The following is a 20,702-nucleotide window of genomic DNA, read 5'->3' on the forward strand; positions in this document are numbered from 1 at the left end:
GGTCAAAGTTCTACAGCGACCTTTGCGCGTCTGAAAAGACGCGCGGCGTTGTCGGCCCTCGGCTATTGCGATCTTCCGCGAAGCCATCGCAATAACCCGCCCGCGCAATGAGGGTTGCGATCAGCTTTTGATCTCCTCCACCGGCCGCACCAGCTGTGGCCCCAGATGCAGGTAGCGTGTGGCCTTGCGCTTCGCGGCGATATCCGCCCAGACCCGCTCCACCTGCGTGGTCGTCAGGTCTGCCGCCTTGGCGACGGCGTCGATCTCGATGCCGTTGTTGAGCCCGTAAAGGCAGAGATCCATGCGGTCGTATGGCAGTGAGAAATAGAATTCCTCCTGCGTCTGCTCCAGCGAGTAGGTATCGGTCGTCGGCGGCCTGCGTCGGATCTCCTCGGGAATGCCGAGATAGGCCGCAAGCGCGTAAACCTGCGACTTGTAGAGATGGGCGATCGGCTTGACATCGGCTGCCCCGTCACCGTTCTTGACGAAGAACCCCTGGTCGTATTCCAACCGGTTCGGCGTGCCGAGCACGGCGAAATTCAGCCGGTCGGCATGATAATATTCCACCTGCTTGCGCGTGCGCTGCTTCATGTTGGTAGCGGCGACGATGCCGAGGTAGACCGACGGCGGCATGCGGTGCTTCGAGCGCGTGCCGTCGGGGCTTTGCACCACGAGGGAGGAGATGTTGTAGCCTTCGCCTTCGAGCGCATTGGCGATGACGATCTTCGAGGCCCATCCGTCGCCATAGTCCGGGACCAGTTCACGAATAAAGGCATCGCGACGCTCGTAGCAACCCATCGCCTTCAGGGTCGGACCGATATCCTCGATGATCGCTTCGACGCCGAACGTCTCGGCCACGAGGCGACCAAAGCGCAGGCTCTCGGGATCGGAATCGTTTTCCGGCATGAACAGACAGAAGACATTCTTGGCACCGACGGCACGCACGGCGAGCGCCACCGAAACGCTCGAGTCGATTCCACCGGAGAGCCCGAGCACCAGACCGCGCTTCTTCATCGCCCGCAACTGCTCGCGCAGCCCGGCGACGATCTGGTCGGTTTCGGCCGCATGGTCAATTGTCAGCGTCTCCGCCGAAAACGGGCGCGTGCCCTCAGTCGTCAGAATGTTCATTGGGCGGGCTCCATCGTCTCGGCCGCAAGGCGGCGGCTGACCTTACCAGTATCTGTCTTCGGAAGTTCGGTGCGGAATTCGACAATCTTCGGCACCATGAAGTCTTCGAGATGACGGGCGCAATGGCGAATAATGTCCTTGTCCGTCAGGCCGGGATCGGAAAGCACCACCAGTGCCGCAATTGCGTGGCCGAGCACCGGGTCGGCGACACCGACCACCACGGCTTCGGCAATACCGGGATGCGCGTGCAGCACGGTCTCGACTTCCTTGGGCGCGACCTTCTCGCCGCGCGTCTTGATGATGTCGTCCTTGCGGCCGACGAAATAGAGGAAGCCCTCCTCATCGGTCTGGAAGAGGTCGCCGGTGTAGAGCACCTTTTCCCACGGGTTCGGCCCCGGCCGCAGCATGCGCTCGGTCGCTGCATCGTTGCGCCAGTAGCCCTGCATGACGTGGGGACCGCGAATTACGAGTTCACCGGGAACACCAGGCGGTACGCGCTTGCCCTCATCATCGACCACGAAGGCTTCGGTATTCGGTATCGCGATGCCGACCGAGCCCGGCCGGCGGTCGAGTTCCTCCGGCGGCAGGTAGGTGCACCGCTTGCACTCCGTCAGCCCGTACATTGAATAGAGCCGGGCGCTCGGGAAGAGCTCGCGCAGCCGCGCGATATGCGGCGGCGGCAAGGCGGCGGCGGTGTTGGAGAGATAGCGCAGGCTTGGCAGGAAGCCAGGCTCCAGATCACGCATCTGCAGGATCATCGCCGCCATCGTCGGAACCAGCGGGAAGCCGGTAACGCCCTCCTCGCGGATCCGCTCGAAGATCGCATGCGGGAACGCGAAGGATTTTTCGAGCACCAGTGTCGCACCGATGCGGATCGCCATCAGCAACTGGTAGAGGCCGTAGTCGAAGGCAAGCGGCAATACGTTGAGGATGATATCGTCGGGCTCGTTGCGCAGGTAGGTGGTGATCGATTCAGACGCCGCATCGATGTTGCGATGGGTCATCATCACGCCCTTCGGACGGCCGGTCGAGCCCGAGGTGTAGATCAACATCGCGAGGTCCACATCGATGCCGCGATGCGGGACAGGCGTCGCTCCTTCCGTGAGGCAGGTCTCGAAGGAGATCGCGTCAAGCGGCGTCTGACCGTTGGCCGCAGCCGTCGAGGCAACGAAGATGTCCGATTTACCGCTCAGCGCTTGCGCCTCCGCGACGATCGGCATCAGCTTTGCCTGCGTCAGGATTGCGGCCGCCTCACAGTCGGTGATGATATAGGCGAGCTTGTCCGCCTTGGTCGAGGCGTTGATCGGGCTAAATGTCGCGCCGGCCTTCAGGATCGCGAAGATCGAGACAGCCGCTTCCCAGCAATTGTCCATGAAGACCAGCACGCGGTCGTTGCGTTTGACGCCGGCCCGCGCGAGCGCGGCAGCCAGCCTGCCCGACAGATCGTCGAATTCGCCGTAGTTGAGGCGACGGCGATCGGTGACCAGCGCCGTTTTCGCCGCGTGCCTGGCGGCATTGCCAATAAGGAATTGCTCGAACCGCATGGACGCCCCCTCGCGCCTTGATTATGCCGTAGCCGGCGCCCCGACCCGGGCCTCGATGAAGGCCGAAATGCGCGCAACAGAATCGAGGTTCGCGGGCACGATATCGGCGTCGCCCATGGCAATGCCGAACTGGTCCTCGATAAAGGCTACGAGTTCGAGAACGCCGGTCGAATCGATGATGTCATTCTCGATGAGCGACGCTGTATCGGCGAGATCGTAGGATGTGTCGCCGAACAGGAAGTTTTCGATGACGAAGGCTTTAACCTTGTCCTTGATCGTTTCCGTCATGTGGTTTCCTTTCCTAAATATTTCAGGCTGCTTCCGCCGCGCGGACGCTGGTGCCGGTGAAGGTCTGCAGCCAGAGCTGTGTCGAAAGGACTCCGACGAAAGCCGCATTGTCGCGGAAGCCGGACACCGGCTGCGACTGGCATTTTTCGTAGAGCTTCGTCACGGCTTTGGCATTGAAAAGTCCGCTGTCGCTGATGCGCGTCTCGCTCATGGCGTCGCGAACGTAGTCGAGCTCGCCCGCCCCGGTGAAGGAATGGCTGTCGGGCGCGCGATAGGGCTGCTTGGTCCGCTGGCCGATGGATGGGGGCAGCAGATCCTTCGTCGCTTCGCGCAGGATATGCTTCTCCACCAGTCCCTTCAGCTTCATCCTGGGCGGCAGGCGGGTCGCGAATTCGACGAGGCGATGGTCGAGGAACGGGAAGCGCCCCTCGACCCCATGGGCCATGGCCATCCGATCGCCCTGGCTGGAGAGAATATAGCCGGGCAACAGGAAACGGCTTTCGAGATATTGCGCCTGGTGTAAGGGGTGCCAGCCTCCGAAGGCGGCCGGAAGCCGGCTCGCCAGGTCCTCCGCAGCATCGTAGTTGCTCAGCCGCGTACGCAGGTCGCCCGAGAAGAAGATCTTGGTTGCCGCCGTACTCTTGAAGCGTGGCCGGTGCGAGAAGAGCGGATCGTTGAGCGGCACATCGCCGGCACCGAAGAACGCTGCAAGATACTCAGCCGATTGCTGCTGCAGGCCCGGGATATAGGGATAGAGCTTGCGGAACAGGTGCGGGCGTATGCGCGATCCAGGCTGGCGGCCACAGAACCGACGAACCCTCGCCTCCTTGAAGATGTCGTAGCCGGCAAAGACCTCGTCGGCCCCTTCGCCGGTCAGAACGACTTTCAACCCCTCGTCGCGGACGAGGCGCGAAAGCTGGTAGAGAGGCGCCGGTGCCGTTCGGATGATCGGCCGCTCCGCAAAGCGGACGACTTCCGGAAAGGACCTGGCAATGTCGCCCGCCCGGCAGGCAACGGCGCTGTGATGCGTGCCGAGCGCCGTCGCCATTTCCATTTGGAAGGCGCTCTCGTCGTGTTCCACGCTCTCGAAGGTGACGGAGAAGGTCCTGAGCCCCTGTGGCGCCATGCCGGTGGCCATCGCCGCGACGATGGAGGAGTCGAGCCCACCTGAAAGATAGGAGCCGACAGGAACATCGGCGCGCATCCGGATCCGGGTAGCATCCGTGAGCAGCGCTCGCAGTTCTTCGGCAGCTCTGCGCTCGTCCGTCAACAGCGGCGATGCCTCGCGTTCGGGATAGTCCAGTTGCCAATAGGGGCGGATCGTGACCTTGCCCCTTTCTGCAATCATGAGATGTGCTGGCTCGAGCTCATGAATGTCGCGAAAACCGGTGCGTGGCGCGATCGGAGCCCAAAGCGTGAAGATCTGGTCGAGCGCGATCGGATCGAGCTCGGCAGAGACGCCCGGCACCTGCAGCAGGGCCTTGATCTCGGAAGCGAAATAGAGCGTGCCTCCATGGGTCATGTAGAACAACGGGCGTACGCCCATCCGATCGCGCGCCAACATCATCCGCTGGCGGCGGCGATCCCAGATGGCGAAGGAAAAGTCGCCGTTCAGGCGGGCCAGACATTCCTCCCCCATGACATCGTAAAGATGCAGGATCACTTCGGTGTCACTCGAGGTGCGGAAGCGCCGGCCCTTGGCGCGCAGTTCCTTGCGCAATTCAACATAATTGAAGATCTCGCCGTTGAAGGCGATCGTCAGTTCACCGGTCTCGTCGGACATCGGCTGCTGTCCGTCGCCAAGTCCGACGATCGACAGGCGTGCATGAGCAAGACCGGCCCCCTCGTCGACGAAAACGCCGTTCTCGTCAGGGCCGCGATGCGCAATTGCGGCAACCATTCTCTCGAGGAGGATCTTTGCCTCTGGAACTGCGCCGAAATAGCCACCAAATCCGCACATTTTCAAATACTTTCACACCGGTCGATCACCGCCGAAGCATAGTTCGCGTGAGGGACTCATGGGTTAAACTTCCGGCATTTTCTGGTTGTATGGTAAATGCCATGGTTCAGGCGTCAAAACCCGACATTGGGGCAGGAAAATTCTAACCTTAGCGCTCCGAAATTCTTGTTTTCGATATCATTTTAAACATCAGATAGAGAAACAGGACCGGCCAAAGAATGCAGACCAGCAGTCCGGCAAGACGATACATGTTCCAAGGCGCACGCGCCTGCAAACCTTCAAGATAAGTCATCGCCACGAGGAACAAGGCGGTCAGGCAATAGGCGGCAATCGCAAAATACATCAATGACATGCGGTCGTCCTCACGACACAATATCAATTCTAAGGCGTGTCGCGCAAAAGTGCGCAGTGGCTTTGCGTGACATGCGAAATATCAATAACTTAAAGCGAAAGGAACGGATCTGAACGATCGCGACGCCTTTGGGCAATACGCCGCGAAATATATACCACCGAAAATCGTGTCTTTAAACGAAGAATTAACTTTGTCTAAAGAATGGTTAACCGCGCCGGCCCCGCCACCGTTGTCGGCGAGTGTCTGCCGCGCCTCGCAAAATGATCCGACGGGACAGCGTTGAACGCCTGTCGCGAACCGCGTCTGCGCGAAGCCGGAACCGCCGCTTGAAGCACGGGAAGATGGAGAACGCCCCTACAGCGCTGCGGGTCTTATCAGACGAGCAAAGGTCGCTGTAGGACTTTGATTTTCTGCATGTCTCCTCAAATCGAGATCGATTCAAGGAGACATGCAGTAGCGTTCTTGGGATCGCTTAGCGATCACTCTGCCTGGAAACGAACAAGAGGTCGAAGCCTCGAAATTCTCGGCGGGCAATCGATTTGCGCAGCGCCGCCCAGATCGCCTTGGGATTGTCGAGACGAAAGCCGCTCAGGCTGCGGATCAGGTGCATCGTGGCTGCGATGGTGCGAATGGCACGCAGCAGCGAAGGTCCAGTCAGTGAGGCAAAGAGGATTTGCGGGTGCACGGCGAGCAGGACGCCGGCGGTCCGCTGCGGATCGATAGCCCGGAACTGGTCCATGGCACGATACTCATATCCCTCAATGTCGATCTTGAAACAGAGCCGCTCGGTCCGGGCCATGGTCTGAAGCTCACCGATCGTAACCGTCTGCGCACGGATCGCCTCACCGTCATCGTCGGCAATCAGTGCGGACGTTTCTGAACTGCCGAAGCCGCCACCGACGGAATGTAGCACCAGCACCTCGTCCTCGGAGAGTGCCGCGTTGATCACACGCACCTCGCCGCTGTTTTCCGGCTGCATCTCCTTGAGGATGCCGAAGCAGACGGGGTCAGGCTCGACGGTGATGACGTTGTCGGCGATCTGCGCCGCCCAATAGGGCGTCACTCCGATCCATCCGCCGATGTCTATGAAGGTCGTCTTGCGATCGACGAGGCGTTCAATGTTCTGAAACGTACAAGGCTCCCAGTCACCATTCTGCAACCGCGCGAAGAAACGCTTCTTCTCCGGCTTGTCGGGAAACTGGACGGTTTTGCGGAAATAGGTGATCGAACGCATGTCGCCTGTCTAGCCGATATCCCCGCAAAGCGGAATCGCTTTTGCGAAAGGCTCACATGCCCGAAGGGAATGTCTCCACATGAAACAATTCGGGCCGTGGGTTAGGCGTCAGGCCTCCACCCGTTCGATCTGGTTACGGGCTTCGCTAAGCTCGGCCGTGGTCTGGGTCAGGCGGTCAGCCAACACACGCATGATCTCCACCGCCATCTCCGGAAAATCGGCCAGTAGCTTGAGGAAATCATCCTTGCGAATACGCAAGGCTTCGAGCGGCGTGGTGGTCCGCACGGTCGCCGTGCGTGGGGTGTTACAGAGGATGGCGATTTCGCCGACGATCGAATTTTGCTCGAACTCGGCAATCTTGAAGGGCCCGCCGGCAGTATTGATGAGAACCTCTGCCTTACCGGAGAGGATGACATAGGCTGCATCGCCGATGTCGCCCTGATAAAACAGCGCCTCGCCGGCACCGTACATGACCCTGTCGGACGTGAAGGCAAGAAGCTTCAACTTCGCCGGCGGCAGCCCCGAAAACAGGGTAATCCGGCGCAGCATTTCAACTTCATCCTTGAGCAACATCACAATCCGTGTCTCCGATTTCCCGTCGGGAGCAGTCTGCCTCCCGCATCGCGGCGGGACCATAGGCTCGTGCCCTGACATTAATATTACATCAAGATGCCATTTCCTTGTAGTCGCGTCCGTCATCCACCGCTGCGTCGACACCGGTGTCATGAATCAGGCGTCCGTTCTCGAACTGCACAACGCGGTCGAAGAGATCCAGTAACGAGGGATTGGCAAGGACCCAGACGATCGCCGGATCACGCCCTGCGCGGTCAAGCAGCGAGAAGACATTGCGCACGACCTGCTCCTGGACGCGTTGATCAAGCGCAAGCAGCGGCTGATTGAAGATGTAGAAATCGCAGGCGCGGACGAGCGCGCGCGCAAGATCGAGCTTCTGCCGCTGCGCCGCCGTCAGACGCTTGCCGCCGGCGCCCACATTGTAGTCGAAGCCGAAGGCCAGCACTTCGTTATAGAGGCCGCCGGCCTCGAAGAGATCGCGAACGATCGCCCGGATTTTTTCCGACCCGTCGGCATGCTTGTGGCCGATGCGGCCGAAGAGCACGTTGTCGATGATGCTGCCCGAGGCGATGTAGCGGTTCGGGCGATAGTGCTCGATCATCCCGGCGAGGTCGGCCGGGAGGCCCTCATCGAATTCACGGCGTGCCGCAACGACCTTCGCCATGACCTCTTCCGTCAGCAAACCGAAGCGATGCCGCGGCTCGATGTAATCGAAGCACAGCCGGATGATCTTGATCTGATCGTCTTCCGAAACCTCGCTCTTGCCGCGGCTGCGCACCTTCTGCAGGATGGTCTCGTAGACAGGTATTTCCTCGGCGGTCATGAAGGTCAGCTGCTGGAAGAACGGATGGTCCGGCGGCAAGTCGCGGAACAGTTCGACCACGTTCTCGGCAATCTCGATGCCCATCTCGTAGAACGTGTCGCGCAAACCGACGCGCCGCAGGATGGTCTTGAAGAACGGATGGTTCTCAAGCGCATTCGCCCACATCACCTGATCGGTGATGGTACCGAACAGCATGTTTTCACCGATGGTGGCCTCTACATTGTAGGTCCCCGGTTCGAAGAAGACGACGAGATCGCTGAGTTTTTCCTTTTCGAGACGCTGCCTCAGAGCACTGCGCATTTCGACGATACCGGCCGCAAAGGCCGCGTGCCGGTTCGGGTCGATCGTCGAGCGGACGGCAAGCGCCATCACGTCATTGGTCAACAGGACGGCATCGAGAACCGGGCGGATCTGCACGAGCAGATCATCCGGACCGCTGGCCCCGGCCGAGCCGTAGTCGATCCAATCGCTGTTGATATCAAGTTGCGGATTGCCGGCCAGGCGCGCCTCGGTCACTTCCCACTTCCGGTGCGAGGCCCGCTCTCCCTCATAAGTTACGTCCGTCAGCGGGGCGTGCTTCAACCCGTAGAGGATATTGTCGCCGAGGCTGCCCTGGAACACGTAGACGTCGGACGACGCATAAGCGATGCGACGCCCGGTAACCGATTCCGGTATCTCCAGAATATCCTGTCCACCGATAACAACCTTGCCGCTCGCCGGCCAGACCAACCGACCGAAGGCCTCGGCCAGTACCTCGCCGCCACCGGTCAGGGCGACCTTCTCGCCCTGCTGCACCTGAAGCGACACGTGCTCGAGCACGGTGGAGCCGCCGTCGTCGATCACCGTCAGGTTCACGGCCGCCAGTGGACCGCTCAACGATTCGGTGGCCCCTGCAGCAACGGCCTGAACCTTCGGATCGAGCAACGGCTCGATGCTGAATTGCTCGACGACCTGCGCATACTTGACCTGAACGTCCTGGCGGGCCTGGTCCCAGTCGATGAGCTCCTTCAGCGGACCTGGCAGGTCCTTATAGGCGCCGATGACCGCGACGAGCTGACCGATATCGAGGCGACCCTGCAGGGCGAAGTAACCGCCGATCGCGTAGAAAAGGAAAGGTGTGACCTGCGCCAGGAAGTTGTTGATGAACTTGACGAGGAATTTCCACTGGTAAAGGTCGTAGCGGATCTTGAAGATCCTGCCGAGACGCGACGCGATGTCGGCACGCTCGTAGTTGGAGGTATCGTGGCCGCGGATGGCTCCGATACCGTCGACAATTTCACTGACGCGGCCGGAGAGTTCTCGCGCCGTCAGCTGCCGTTCACGCCCAAGCACCAGAAGCCGCTTGCGCATGCGCGGGATGATGATCGCCTGAACCGCCACGATCAGCGTCGCGACCAGACCAAGCCAGAAGCTCTGCAGCAGGATGAACACCAGCGCCGTCAGCGCCTGGCCGCCGAGCAGTGCCGGCGAGACGAAGGCGTCACCGGTAAAGCCGCCGAGCGGCTCGACCTCATCCTTGATCATCGTCGCGATTTCGGCCGGCTTTACCCTCTTGAAGTGGCTGGGCGGGAACCGAAGCACGCGATCGACGAGTTCGAAGCGAATGCGCCGCAGGAGGCGCTCGCCGAGCCGGCCCTTGAAAGTGTTGATGTAGAACTTGAAGAGGCCGTTGACGACCACCAGCAGCAGGAACACCAGGCTGAGCGCGAGCAACATGCCTTCTCGACCGAGATGGAAGCCGTCAAAGACATTGATCGTTCCAAGATACGGTAAGTCGAACGAAATCGGCAGGAAGGCCTGCGTCGCCTCTGGACTGTCGAATCCGTCACCCTGGATGGGTCCGTTGACGATCTGCTTCGGCAGGTCGAAGGACAGGAAATAGGGGATCATCGACAGCGCGACGACCACCAGAATCCAAAGCTGATCCTTGCGCGTGTGGGTCCAGATGTAGCGGGAAAGGCGTGGTTCCATGTGTCTGGCAATAGGACCTTATTGAACACGATAGCTGCTGGCGTGGCGGGCTGCCGATTGCCCCACCACGCATCATTCCTCGGCGGAGCTCCGGATGGGTGCCTATCGGCGCTCGATCGCGAAGTGGATGTCTGCATATTCCGCCCGGCGCCGAATCCGGTTCCATTGATTATGCAGGTGCGGGGGAAATCTGCAATGGACGCGGCTTCGTCTCCACTGCCGCGAAGGCAACCACAGAGACTGTCATTCTCCGAAGCACACGCCGTTATTGCACTCGCCCGACACCCAGCTTACAACGAGCACATGAAACACACCAGCCACCCGCCTTCCCAAACCAGCGATTGGTATGAGCATGCCTTTGATTTGGCACGCGGCATCGCCGCCTATACGCAGAGCCCTCTCATCGAAGGCATCGCGAAGGTAATCGCCAGACACCCCGAAGCCCACATCGCCAACGCCTTCAATCACAAGCAGGTTGCCTGCAAGATCTGGGCGCGCGATACGCTCCTCAACGTGGCTGGTTCGTCCTACGCCAGGATTGCGATCCTCGGCGGGTGGTACGGCATCCTGGGCGCGATGCTGCTGGAGGACGCGCGCTTCAACGTGGCCGCGGTCGACAGCTTCGACATCGACCCGGACGTCGAAGCGGTTGCGCGAACCCTGAATGCCGCCTTCCCGGAGAAATTCCGCGCCGTGACGGCCGACATGTACGCCATCGACTATGTGACACTAGGGGCCGACCTCATCATAAACACGAGTTGCGAACACATCGCCGACCTGAAATCGTGGCTCGACCGCATTCCCGCCGGTACGCGCGTTCTGCTGCAATCCAACGACTATTTCAGCGAGCCGACCCACATCAATTGCGTTGCTTCCGTCGAGGATTTCGTCAAGCAGGCGGCACTGACGACAGTGGAATTTACCGGCGCCCTGCCGACGAAAAAATATACCCGCTTCATGCTGATCGGAACGGTCTGAGTGCTGCAACTGCCGTCGCTCGATCCTGGCATTTCAGGATAAACCTCGCCGGGCACACGCCAGCAAGACGCGGGCCCGATACAGCGCCCGCGATGAGGCCGATCAAAGGGCGATGCGGCGCTCCAGGATTTCGGCGGTCTTCATCGCGCCGTCAAGATCCAGCGGCGGTATGTTCGGCTTCCGTCTCGCCAGCATCGCTTCGACATCGCGCGCCAACCTTACGGGCGTCACTTCGGCCTCCGGCAGCACGCCGGCAAGGCCGAGCTTTTCGAGTCGCTCCGCCCGGGTCGACTGCTCGGTTTCGCCGCCGGCGACGAAGGGGATCAGCAAGGATCCGCAACCGGCACGGATGATGTCGCAGACCGTGTTGTAGCCGGCCTGAGAAACCGATAGCCGCGTGCCCGAAAGCAGACTGGCGAAATCCTTGCGGAAGCGGAAGAGCCGTACGTTGCCCGGCGCGGCGGCCGCGAAGGCGTCGTAGTCCTGCTGCGGCAGGTTCGGCCCCGTGACCAGACACCATTGCAGCGCGGGCGGCAGCAAGCTCGCCGCCTGCAGTGCCGCACCGATCAGTTCCTTGCCGACCGCACCACCACCGGCCGAAACGAGCACGTCGAACGTTTCCGACGGAGCTTCGGGTGCCGGCCCAGCCACGAGGCCGGTATAGGCGATCTTGTCGGCGATCTCGGCCGCGTAAGGGTAGGTCTCTTCGAGCCGCGCGAAGGCAGGATCCCCGTGCACGAGCACGAGATCGAAATGTGCCTTTACGACGTCGAGGGTCTCCTCGGCACGCCCTGGCTTCGTCCGCTCTTGCAGGATATCCCGAAGCGAAGCCGCAACCAGGGGCCGCGGGTTCTGCTTTTCGATGACCTCGAGCAAGGGCATCAGCTCGAAACGCATCTGGCGGCGGCCGAAGGGGAAAGCTTCGAAGATGACGATATCGGGATCGCAGGCAAGGTACGCCTCGATCAGCAGGTCCCGGCGCCTGTCCTTGAACGCATCGCTCACCGGATTTCCCTCGCTGTCGGCAAGGCCGGAAAACCCCGTGTCGCCGGCGAGCACCGGCGGAAGGGCCACGTGCTTTACGTCATTTCCCGGGAAGCCCGACACCGGATTGCCGCCGGTCACGACGGTTACCTCGAAACCTCTGGCGGCAAGAGCGCTCGCGATCCGGCTCGCCCGCGCCAGATGGCCGATGCCGAGCAGATGCTGCACGTAGAAAAAGACGCGGCGCGCACGCATCACGCGGCTCTCCATTCGCTGGCAAACAGCCCGGCAAGCTGATCGATACTTGTGTGGTGGTCGAATTGCGCGCGGACTTTCCGCTCCGCCGCATCGCCCAGCCTGTGACGAAGCGCGGGATCGCGGATGAGTGCTTCGAGGGCCGCCGCAAGCGCCTGTGGGTCTTCCGACGGGACGACCCGGCCATTCTCGCCGTCGACGAGAAGTTCCGGTACGCCGGAAATCGCCGTCGAAACGCAAGCCAGGCGTTGGCTCGAGGCTTCGACGAGCACATTGGGCAACCCGTCGCGATCGCCGTCGGCCGAGATCCGGCAGGCAAGCGCGAAGATGTCGCTCGTCCGGTAATGCGCAAGCACGTCCGTCTGGTCAAGCGCGCCCTTCCAGGCGATCCGGTCGGAAACGCCAAGCTCGGCGGCCTGTGTCTTGAGCGAGGCCGTCAGCTCGCCGGCGCCGATGTGTTCGAACCGCCAATGGAGATCTGTCGGCAGCAGCGAGAGTGCCTTCAGCAGCACGTCGTAGCCTTTCTTGCCGACAGCGCGGCCGACGCTGACGATGCGGACGGAATCCGAAGGGTCGGAACCATTGCGGCCAGAATGCGCGCCCTCGAAATGAGGGAACCGATCGAGATCAAGGCCATGGTAGCTCAGATGTACCCTGGCCTTTTCGGTCGCCAGGCTCTTCAGATGCTCATAGCCCATGCGCGTGCAGGTGACCGTCCAGCGCGCCCGACCAAGCTTTTCGGAGAGCTCCCAGTCCGGCGATGTCCAGATGTCCTTGGCATGCGCCGAGCAGGACCAGGGCGTGCCGGCGATCACGCTGGCATAGGCCGTCACCGACGCCGGTGTATGGATGAAATGCGCGTGCAGCCAGCGCGGATTGCCCGGCCATTCCGAAGCAAGCACAAGCGCCTGCCCGAACCGACGAAAACGATTGCGGCTGAAATCGCGGCGCAGGTCTTTCAAAAAGAGACCGAATGCCGGCCAGAAACCTGGCTTCGGCAAGCAACGCACGAGACTGCGGAGTACCCGCAGCGGTTCCTCATGTAGATATTCGGGAAGATAGTGGACATCGGCACGAATTTCATCGTGAACCGGATGGCGCTTGCCGTCGGTCGGGCGGCGAAGCGCGATCAGCACGAGGTCTAGTCCGGCCTGCTCGAGGCCAAGCAGTTCCTGCGCGATGAAGGTTTCCGAAAGACGCGGATAGCCCTTCAGAACGACTGCAATCTTGCGATTTGTCGGCAATGCTTCAGCTCGATTTCTTCACGATATTCAGGTGGTCGCTCGAAGGCCGTTCGAGCCACCCGCCGACGATTTCAGAGATATGCGCGAGTCCTTCCAACCGCAAGCCGTTGGCGGTGCTCTTCGACGGCGGCGCCCGGGACGGCAGCGCCTTCAGCGCCGCCGCCAACCGCAGCGGATCTTCCGCTTCGTCCGGCAGCAGCATTTCGACGAGCCCAAGCTCGGCGGCGCGGCGCGCACGGATCAACTGCTCTTCGCGCGGCTGGATGCGCGGCACGATCAGAGCAGGCTTGTCGAAAGAGAGGATTTCGCAATAGGTGTTGTAGCCGCCCATGGCGACGACGCCTTTTGCCCCGGCGATGAGCTCTTCCATGCGATTGTCGAACTCGATGATCTTGATATAGGGGATCTTGCTGCCCTTGCGGATCAATTTCTCCCGCTTCTTGACCGGCATATAGGGCCCGAGCACGATCAACGCATTGTACGTGAGTTCCGGATCCTGCTGATAGGCATGGATCACATCGTGGATCAGGTCGGCACCGTCGCCGCCGCCACCTGTCGTCACCAGGATGTAGTCGCCCTGCGGCTTGTGTCCGGGCAATTCCTCGCGCGGAACGCTGCGCTGCAGGAAGCCGACGAAGTTCATTCGGTCGCGCACGGCCGGCGGCACTTCGAGCTCGGTCAGCGGGTCGTAGAAATCCGGCGGGCCATAGACCCAGATCGTATCGTAATACTGCTCGATCTTTCGCATCGTGTCGCGCCGCTTCCACTCCGCTTCCAGCAGGTGCGGCGCATCCATGACCTCGCGCAAGCCCAAGACCAGCGTCGTGCCGTGCGCTTTCAAATAGGTGAGCGTCTCTTCGACTTCGCCGCGCAGGCCCATCGGCTCCTTGTCTACGATGAAGATGTCGGGCTTGAAGGTCTCGGCGGTGTGGCGAATGATCGCCTGGCGCATCTTCAGCGTCTCATCGAGCTCGATGTGGCGGTCGAGCGACGTGTAGTCGCCATTGTGGAGTTTGATAACGCTCGGGATCTTCACGAAATCGACGCGCGCACGGTAGTCGAATGCGCCGGCGATCGTCGCGCCGGAGATGATCAGAATGTTCAAACCGCGGTAGTCTTCCACCAGCGAATGCGCGATCGTGCGGCACCGGCGAAGGTGCCCGAGCCCGAACGTGTCATGGCTGTACATGAGGATCCGGGCATCTTCAAAGCGCCGCATCATGCAAGGAACCTTTCGCTCAGAGGCAATGAACCGTTTCACGCCGTTCGGTTGCCGGCATCAAATCGGGCCTCATTTGTAGGGATCGGCCGCGTCACGCAACCCATCTCCCAGGAAGTTGAACGCCAAAATCACAAGAATGACCGGAATTGTGGGAAATAGGAGCCAGGGATAGAAGGCGATGACGCTGACGCTTTTTGCCTCGGTCAGGAGAATGCCCCAACTGGTGATCGGGGGCCTGAGGCCGAGGCCGAGGAAGCTCAGGGCGGTCTCGCCGAGGATCATGCCGGGGATCGAGATCGTCGCGGTGGCGATCAGATGCGACATGAAGCCGGGCACGAGATGTCGGCCGATGATGCGGCTGCTCTTCGCACCCATCAACTGGGCGGCCAGCACGTAATCTTCTTCGCGAAGCGCCAGCAGTTTCGAGCGTACCGCGCGCGCGAGCCCCGTCCAGTCCAGGAGTCCGAGGATGATCGTGATCGCCAGGTAGATCAGAATCGGGCTCCAGGTCGCCGGCATGATCGCCGCGAGCGACAGCCAGAGCGGGATGCTCGGGATCGACTGCAAGACTTCGATGACGCGCTGGACGATGAGATCGAAGACGCCGCCGTGATAACCGGCAAGGCCGCCGATGACGATGCCGAGCACGAAGCTGACGGTGATGCCGAGAAGACCGATCGTGAGCGAAATTCGAGCGCCGTAAATGATGCGGGACAGCACGTCACGGCCGAGACGATCCGTTCCCAGGAAAAAGGCCTGACCGCCTTCGGCCGGGCAAACGAGATGCACGTTGCTGTCGAACAGGCCCCAGAAGCGATAGCTGTCGCCGCGGCAGAAGAATCGGAGCCGCTGCACGTCCTTGGTATCGTCGGTGTAGTTGCGCTTCAGCGTGTCCATGTCGAGTGTCATGGTCCGTCCATAGACGAAGGGACCGACGAACTTGCCCTCATGGAACAGATGCACCGCCTGCGGCGGCGCATAGATGTAATCCATGTTGCGGGTGTGCAGGTTGTAGGGTGCCAGGAACTCGGAGACGACGATCGACAGATAGAGCACCGCGAGGAAAATGCCGGAGGCGAGCGCGAGCCTGTGGCGGCGGAATTTCCACCACATCAGGCGAAGCTGGGAAGCCTGGTTGACGCGCACCTGCTCGTCGGTCATCGCCTCGATGGAATAGGGATCGAAGGGAGCCGTCGATACGTAGTGCGGCAAGGGCTCGCCGGGCGCCGGAAGAAATGACGTCACTTGGTGCTCCTGCCTTGCAGCCGAATTCGAGGATCGAGGATGGCGAGCGCGATGTCGGAAATCAGCACGCCGATCACCGTCAGGAAGGCGAGGAACATCAGGAACGAACCGGCGAGATACATGTCCTGGCTTTGCAGAGCCTTGATCAACATCGGTCCGGTGGTTTCCAGCGACAATACGATCGCGGTGATTTCAGCGCCGGAAATGATCGCCGGCAGAATCGAGCCGATATCCGATATGAAGAAGTTCAGGGCCATCCGCAGGGGGTACTTGACCAGCGTGCGCATCGGCGAAAGGCCCTTGGCCCGGGCCGTCACGACATACTGCTTCTGCAACTCGTCGAGCAGATTGGCGCGCAGGCGCCGGATCATGCCGGCCGTGCCCGCCGCGCCGACGATGATGACGGGAATCCAGATATGCTCGAGGATCGACTTCGCCTTGGCCCAACTCATCGGCTCGGCCAGATACTTCTGGTCCATCAGGTGACCGATCGAAATCCCGAACCAGATATTGGCGAAATACATCAGGATCAGTGCGAGCATGAAGTTCGGGATGGCGATGCCGATCAACCCCACGAGCGACAGGCCGTAGTCGCCCCAGCTATACTGATGCGTCGCGGAATAGATGCCGATTGGAAAGGCGATCAGCCAGGTGAAGATGATGGTGACGAAAGAAACAAGGATCGTCAGCCACAGACGGTCGCCGACCACGGCGCTGACCGGCAGTTCATATTCGAAGGAATAGCCGAAATCGCCCTTCAGCATGCCACCGAGCCAGTAGACGTAGCGCAGGGCCGCCGGCTGATCGAAGCCGTACTCCTTCCTCAGCGCCTCGATCTGTTCCATGTCGACGCCTTCGCCCTGCGCCTTGATCTCGGAGACATAGCTCTCGAAGTAGTCGCCGGGCGGCAGTTCGATGATGGTGAACACGAGAGCGGAAATGATAAGAAGGGTTGGAACCATCGCCGCGATACGCCAGAGAATATATCGCAGCATGTCAGGCTTCCTGCTCGATCCAGAAGGTATCGGTCTTGTAAACACCAAAATAGCAGGTGGGATCGAAGCCGTAGAGCGCCGTTTCCGGCACATTCCGAAGCTTCTTCGCCACGAGGATCGGCTGTAGCGAGGCGTTGACGATACCGATCGAGAAGACCTGGTCTGTGTAAATCGACAGCATGCGGGTCCAAATCTCCGTACGCTCGGCATCTTCAGCCGAATGCCGCCAGCGCTGCAGCAGTTCCGTCAGTTCGATGGCGGCCGGAAGATCCGGCGGCTGGCCCATTTCGCCATGGGACAGGTAGTTGAGCCCCCAGACCGGCCATTGCAGCTGGTCGTCGGCGGTCGGCGCCAGCTGCCCTGGGTTCATTCCCGGGGTGGGAACGCCGTTGTCGAGCCCGAACCACATCGACATGATGATCTCGCCGCCGACAGCGCGGCTGCGGAACGTGTCGCGCTGCGAGGTGCGGATGAAAAGGGATATCCCGATCTTTTGCCAGTAGTCGGTGATGAGCTGCAGCACGTCCGTTTCGAGCGTGCTTTCACCCGCCGTTTCCACGACGATTTGCGCCGCCCGGCCGTCGGACAGGATGCGAATACCATCGCTGCCGCGTTGCGTAAGCCCAACCTCGTCCAGCAACGCATTGGCCTGGGCCGGATCGTGTGCGATCCAGGCGCTGGCGAATTCCGGACGAAAGAGCGGGCTATCCTGCAGGACCGTGTCGGCGCTCTCCTTGGTCAGGCCGTAGAAGACTGCCTTGTTGATCTCGGTGCGGTCGATCGCAAGTGACAGCGCGCGGCGAACGCGCACGTCCTGCAGAAGCGCCCGCCAGACCGTGTCGGAGCAGTTGAGGTTCGGCAAGAGCGCCAGGCGCGAGCCTTGCGTCTTCTTCCACAGCAGCACCTTCACCGGATAACGCTTCTCGGAATCCTTGAGGAAGGTATAGTCGACGAAATCGATACCCGTCGCCTGCAAATCGCTTTCGCCCGTTCCGGTCTTCGCCGGAATCAGCGCCGGCGAGCTGACGTTGAGCACGAACTTGTCGATATAGGGAAGCTGCAATCCGTTCTCGTCGACGCGGTGGAAATAGGGATTGCGCTCGAAGACGAACTGTTCGGCCGGAAGCGACGTGGTGTTACGCCATGGATCGAGCGTTGGAAGGTCGGGGTTCTCAGGGCGATAGGAGCGAGCCATGCGCATATGGAGCTGGCTCCATTTCTTGACGCGCTGCTCCTTCATCAAAGCCTTGAGCTTGTCTTCTTCCTGGTACTTCTCATGGAACTGTTTGAGATAGGCTGACGGCATCGCCACCACCAGCGGCTGCGGTGCCGCGAGCTTCTGCAGGAAGTCCGGGTTCGGTGTCGCCCAGGTATAGCGAACGGTTCGCTCGTCGATGACTTCGAACTTTCCTGCTTCGCCGTCCATGACGAGCGCAGTCGGCAATCCGGCGGGGCTAAGCTTCTCGTTGTTGAGGACATCGTCCCAGCAGTAGCGGAAGTCCTCGGCCGTCAGCGGTGTTCCGTCGGACCACTTGTGACCTTCCCTCAAATGGAAGGTGAAGATACGGTCCTCGACCGTCTCGTAGCTCTCGAGCACGTCCGCTTCGAGCTTCAGCGTTTCGTCATAGCCGACCAGTCGGGCATAGCCGTAGACGGTCATCAGCCGGATGTCCTTGGCGCTGCCGATGATCATCGTCACGACGCCACCATGCTTGCCGGGTTTGCGCCCCAAGGCCGCGACGTTGATAACGCGTGGCGTCTTGGGCAAACGTTCGCTAAGCGGCGGGAGCTTGCCTTCCGCAATCAGCTTTTCCAGAAACGCCGGCTCGCCGGCGGCAGCCAGGAGCCGCATAGGAAACGCCACGGTTGCAAGCAATGCCAGAACAGTTCGGCGGGTGATCATGGCCGTAACTCCCTTGCATCCACCGACCGGCGCGCCAGTACGAAGTGGTCGCCACCGAGATCTGCGGGGGTGAGCGTGTCGCCAGCGTCGTCGTCACGGAACTGCGGTCCCCAGCGCCGCATATCCGATCCTTCGCTGTCCTTCAGCCTGTCGAAGTCGAGTTGCCGGTCGAGATCCGGATAGGGAACGGCCGCCAGCAGCGACTTGGTATAGGGATGAACCGGATTGCGCATTAGCACCTCGCGCGGGGCGAGCTCGACGATGCGACCGGCGCACATCACGGCGATGCGGTCCGCCATATAGTCCACGACTGCAAGGTTGTGCGAGATGAACAGGCAGGTCAGCCCCAGTTCCTTCTGCAGATCCTTGAGAAGGTTGAGAATTTGCGCCTGGACCGAAACGTCGAGCGCCGAAACCGGTTCGTCGCAGATCAACAGTTCCGGTACCAGTGCGAGAGCCCGGGCAATGCCGATACGCTGACGCTGCCCACCGGAGAAGCTGTGCGGGTAACGGTTGATGAAACGCTGGTCCAGACCCACCGCCTGCAACAGCGAACGCACCGTCTCGACACGCGATTTCGCCGTCCCGCGCCCGTGAATCTCCAGCGGTTCGCTGAGGATGTTCTTGACCGTCATGCGCGGGGAAAGCGACGAAACCGGATCCTGGAAGACCATCTGGATTTTCGAGCGCAATGCCTGGAGATCGTCGCCCTGCGCCTTCAATACATCGACGGGACCTTCGCCATTGTCGAAGATCACCGATCCGGCATCGGGTGTCACCGCCCGCATGAGGATCTTGCTGACGGTCGTCTTGCCGCAGCCGCTCTCTCCGACGAGACCAAGACATTCACCACGGCGAATATCGAAGCTGACGTCGTCGACGGCGCGATGCAGCGTGCTCTCCCCGCCGCCGAACCACGAAGACTTTCGCGTTCCGTAGGTCTTCGAAACATTGCGGACGGACAAGAGCACATCGGGACCGGCCCGTCGGTCGGCAGCCGAGCCCCCAAGCAGCGTGCCCGCCTTGACCGGCACTTCACGCAGCGCCTTCAACCGCTCGCCGGGCTTCATGTCGAAATGGGGAACGGCCGCCATCAGCCCCTTGAGATAGGGGTGCTGCGGATTGCGGAAGATCGCCTCGACGGGACCGGCCTCGACGATCTGCCCGTGATAGATCACCACAACCTCGTCGGCCATGTTGGCGACGACGCCGAGGTCGTGGGTAATCAGCAGCATCGCCATATTGAGCTTCACCTGAAGCTCGCGCAGAAGTTTCAGGATCTGCGCCTGTACCGTCACGTCGAGCGCGGTCGTCGGCTCGTCGGCGATCAACAGGGCAGGCCGACAGATCAGTGCCATGGCGATCATCGCGCGCTGGCGCATCCCGCCGGAAAGCTCGAAGGGATACATGTCGTAGGCGCGCTTCGGATTGGCGAAGCCGACATAGCCGAGCAGTTCCTCGGTGCGCGCACGGCGCTCAGCCTTTTCCGCATCCGTGTGGATTTTCAGCACTTCGGAAATCTGGTTTCCGATCGTGTGGAGCGGCGACAGCGACGTCATCGGCTCCTGAAAGATCTTGCTGATGCGCGTACCGCGTAGACCGCGTATTTCCTCGCCTTCCCGCTCCAGCGAGAGCAGGTCGATCGGCTTTGCCGCCGTGGTGGGGTCGTTGAACAAAATTTTGCCACCAACCCTCGCGACGTTGGGCAAAATGCCCATTACCGCTTGGCTGATGGCCGACTTTCCCGATCCCGACTCACCGACGAGAGCCGTAACCTTCCCGGGCAAAATCCTGAAATTCGCGTTATTGACGGCTTGAACTTCGCCGCCGAGCACCGAGAATGTGATCCGCAGACCTTCAACTCGAAGCAGGTCCGCCCCAGATGTCATCGCAGCACGCTTCCCTCATCGCTTCTTTTTATCCGCCGCCTCTAAAAAAAGACTAGCGCAGCTTCAGAGGGCTGTCCAGCAGGGCCGACTGCAACCGGAGCATTGCCCCGTGCA

The 20,702-nt window shown here is 61.0% G+C and carries 16 protein-coding genes; 1 reads left to right on the forward strand and 15 read right to left on the reverse strand.

The window, feature by feature from the left end; genetic code table 11:
- Positions 1 to 120: 120 nt before the first annotated feature.
- The 8 genes from nadE to AC0C6X_RS06990 form a co-directional block, all read right to left on the reverse strand.
- Positions 121 to 1,128, reverse strand: coding sequence for an NAD(+) synthase (gene nadE / locus AC0C6X_RS06955; protein WP_173518725.1), 1,008 nt, complete (start codon positions 1,126 to 1,128; stop codon positions 121 to 123).
- Positions 1,125 to 2,672, reverse strand: a complete 1,548-nt coding sequence (locus tag AC0C6X_RS06960; RefSeq protein WP_173518726.1) for a class I adenylate-forming enzyme family protein — start codon at positions 2,670 to 2,672, stop codon at positions 1,125 to 1,127. The genes nadE and AC0C6X_RS06960 overlap by 4 nt, the downstream gene beginning before the upstream one ends.
- 21 nt (positions 2,673 to 2,693) lie before the next feature.
- Positions 2,694 to 2,960, reverse strand: a complete 267-nt coding sequence (locus AC0C6X_RS06965; protein ID WP_173518727.1) for an acyl carrier protein — start codon at positions 2,958 to 2,960, stop codon at positions 2,694 to 2,696.
- A 22-nt stretch (positions 2,961 to 2,982) separates the two neighbouring features.
- Positions 2,983 to 4,920, reverse strand: coding sequence for an asparagine synthase (glutamine-hydrolyzing) (asnB, locus tag AC0C6X_RS06970; protein ID WP_173518728.1), 1,938 nt, complete (start codon positions 4,918 to 4,920; stop codon positions 2,983 to 2,985).
- A 148-nt stretch (positions 4,921 to 5,068) separates the two neighbouring features.
- Complete coding sequence (locus AC0C6X_RS06975; protein WP_173518729.1) at positions 5,069 to 5,272, reverse strand: hypothetical protein; 204 nt, start codon at positions 5,270 to 5,272, stop codon at positions 5,069 to 5,071.
- Between the two features lie 472 nt (positions 5,273 to 5,744).
- Positions 5,745 to 6,506 (reverse strand): FkbM family methyltransferase, encoded by a 762-nt coding sequence (locus AC0C6X_RS06980; protein WP_173518730.1) that lies wholly within the window; start codon positions 6,504 to 6,506, stop codon positions 5,745 to 5,747.
- Positions 6,507 to 6,614: 108 nt separating this feature from the next.
- On the reverse strand, positions 6,615 to 7,079 hold the full coding sequence (locus AC0C6X_RS06985; protein ID WP_173520122.1) for a cyclic nucleotide-binding domain-containing protein: 465 nt from the start codon (positions 7,077 to 7,079) through the stop codon (positions 6,615 to 6,617).
- Between the two features lie 91 nt (positions 7,080 to 7,170).
- On the reverse strand, positions 7,171 to 9,873 hold the full coding sequence (locus tag AC0C6X_RS06990; RefSeq protein WP_472952296.1) for an ABC transporter transmembrane domain-containing protein: 2,703 nt from the start codon (positions 9,871 to 9,873) through the stop codon (positions 7,171 to 7,173).
- Between the two features lie 303 nt (positions 9,874 to 10,176).
- Here AC0C6X_RS06990 and AC0C6X_RS06995 point away from each other — a divergent pair, with 303 nt between their 5' ends.
- The gene (locus AC0C6X_RS06995) at positions 10,177 to 10,851 is read left to right on the forward strand and encodes a methyltransferase domain-containing protein (RefSeq protein ID WP_472952338.1); all 675 of its coding nucleotides are present in this window, start codon (positions 10,177 to 10,179) and stop codon (positions 10,849 to 10,851) included.
- Between the two features lie 102 nt (positions 10,852 to 10,953).
- Here the strand turns inward: AC0C6X_RS06995 and AC0C6X_RS07000 are convergent, their stop codons facing one another.
- The 7 genes from AC0C6X_RS07000 to AC0C6X_RS07030 form a co-directional block, all read right to left on the reverse strand.
- Entirely contained in the window at positions 10,954 to 12,090 is a 1,137-nt protein-coding gene (locus tag AC0C6X_RS07000) for a glycosyltransferase family protein (RefSeq protein ID WP_247959546.1), read from the reverse strand.
- Complete coding sequence (locus AC0C6X_RS07005) at positions 12,090 to 13,334, reverse strand: glycosyltransferase family 4 protein (protein ID WP_472952297.1); 1,245 nt, start codon at positions 13,332 to 13,334, stop codon at positions 12,090 to 12,092. The genes AC0C6X_RS07000 and AC0C6X_RS07005 overlap by 1 nt, the downstream gene beginning before the upstream one ends.
- A gap of 4 nt (positions 13,335 to 13,338) precedes the next feature.
- Positions 13,339 to 14,556 carry a glycosyltransferase family protein gene (locus AC0C6X_RS07010; protein WP_334198044.1) on the reverse strand — a complete coding sequence of 406 codons (1,218 nt, stop codon included), beginning with the start codon at positions 14,554 to 14,556 and terminating at the stop codon, positions 13,339 to 13,341.
- 69 nt (positions 14,557 to 14,625) lie between these two features.
- Positions 14,626 to 15,801, reverse strand: a complete 1,176-nt coding sequence (locus tag AC0C6X_RS07015) for an ABC transporter permease (RefSeq protein WP_472952298.1) — start codon at positions 15,799 to 15,801, stop codon at positions 14,626 to 14,628.
- Positions 15,798 to 16,796 carry an ABC transporter permease gene (locus tag AC0C6X_RS07020; protein WP_247959545.1) on the reverse strand — a complete coding sequence of 333 codons (999 nt, stop codon included), beginning with the start codon at positions 16,794 to 16,796 and terminating at the stop codon, positions 15,798 to 15,800. The genes AC0C6X_RS07015 and AC0C6X_RS07020 overlap by 4 nt, the downstream gene beginning before the upstream one ends.
- A gap of 1 nt (position 16,797) precedes the next feature.
- Complete coding sequence (locus AC0C6X_RS07025) at positions 16,798 to 18,699, reverse strand: ABC transporter substrate-binding protein (protein WP_472952300.1); 1,902 nt, start codon at positions 18,697 to 18,699, stop codon at positions 16,798 to 16,800.
- Entirely contained in the window at positions 18,696 to 20,588 is a 1,893-nt protein-coding gene (locus tag AC0C6X_RS07030) for an ABC transporter ATP-binding protein (protein WP_247959544.1), read from the reverse strand. The genes AC0C6X_RS07025 and AC0C6X_RS07030 overlap by 4 nt, the downstream gene beginning before the upstream one ends.
- Between the last annotated feature and the right edge of the window lie 114 nt (positions 20,589 to 20,702).

This window comes from Ensifer sp. VA4, assembly GCF_055710065.1.

Coding starts and splice junctions, on each gene's coding strand:
- AC0C6X_RS06985 (WP_173520122.1), bottom strand. CDS start 7,079: ATGTTGCTCAAGGATGAAGTTGAAATGCTGCGCCGGATTACCCTGTTT.
- AC0C6X_RS07020 (WP_247959545.1), bottom strand. CDS start 16,796: ATGCTGCGATATATTCTCTGGCGTATCGCGGCGATGGTTCCAACCCTT.
- nadE (WP_173518725.1), bottom strand. CDS start 1,128: ATGAACATTCTGACGACTGAGGGCACGCGCCCGTTTTCGGCGGAGACG.
- AC0C6X_RS06960 (WP_173518726.1), bottom strand. CDS start 2,672: ATGCGGTTCGAGCAATTCCTTATTGGCAATGCCGCCAGGCACGCGGCG.
- AC0C6X_RS06995 (WP_472952338.1), top strand. CDS start 10,177: ATGAAACACACCAGCCACCCGCCTTCCCAAACCAGCGATTGGTATGAG.
- AC0C6X_RS07000 (WP_247959546.1), bottom strand. CDS start 12,090: ATGCGTGCGCGCCGCGTCTTTTTCTACGTGCAGCATCTGCTCGGCATC.
- AC0C6X_RS07025 (WP_472952300.1), bottom strand. CDS start 18,699: ATGATCACCCGCCGAACTGTTCTGGCATTGCTTGCAACCGTGGCGTTT.
- AC0C6X_RS06975 (WP_173518729.1), bottom strand. CDS start 5,272: ATGTCATTGATGTATTTTGCGATTGCCGCCTATTGCCTGACCGCCTTG.
- AC0C6X_RS06990 (WP_472952296.1), bottom strand. CDS start 9,873: ATGGAACCACGCCTTTCCCGCTACATCTGGACCCACACGCGCAAGGAT.
- AC0C6X_RS07010 (WP_334198044.1), bottom strand. CDS start 14,556: ATGATGCGGCGCTTTGAAGATGCCCGGATCCTCATGTACAGCCATGAC.
- AC0C6X_RS06965 (WP_173518727.1), bottom strand. CDS start 2,960: ATGACGGAAACGATCAAGGACAAGGTTAAAGCCTTCGTCATCGAAAAC.
- AC0C6X_RS07030 (WP_247959544.1), bottom strand. CDS start 20,588: ATGACATCTGGGGCGGACCTGCTTCGAGTTGAAGGTCTGCGGATCACA.
- AC0C6X_RS06980 (WP_173518730.1), bottom strand. CDS start 6,506: ATGCGTTCGATCACCTATTTCCGCAAAACCGTCCAGTTTCCCGACAAG.
- asnB (WP_173518728.1), bottom strand. CDS start 4,920: ATGTGCGGATTTGGTGGCTATTTCGGCGCAGTTCCAGAGGCAAAGATC.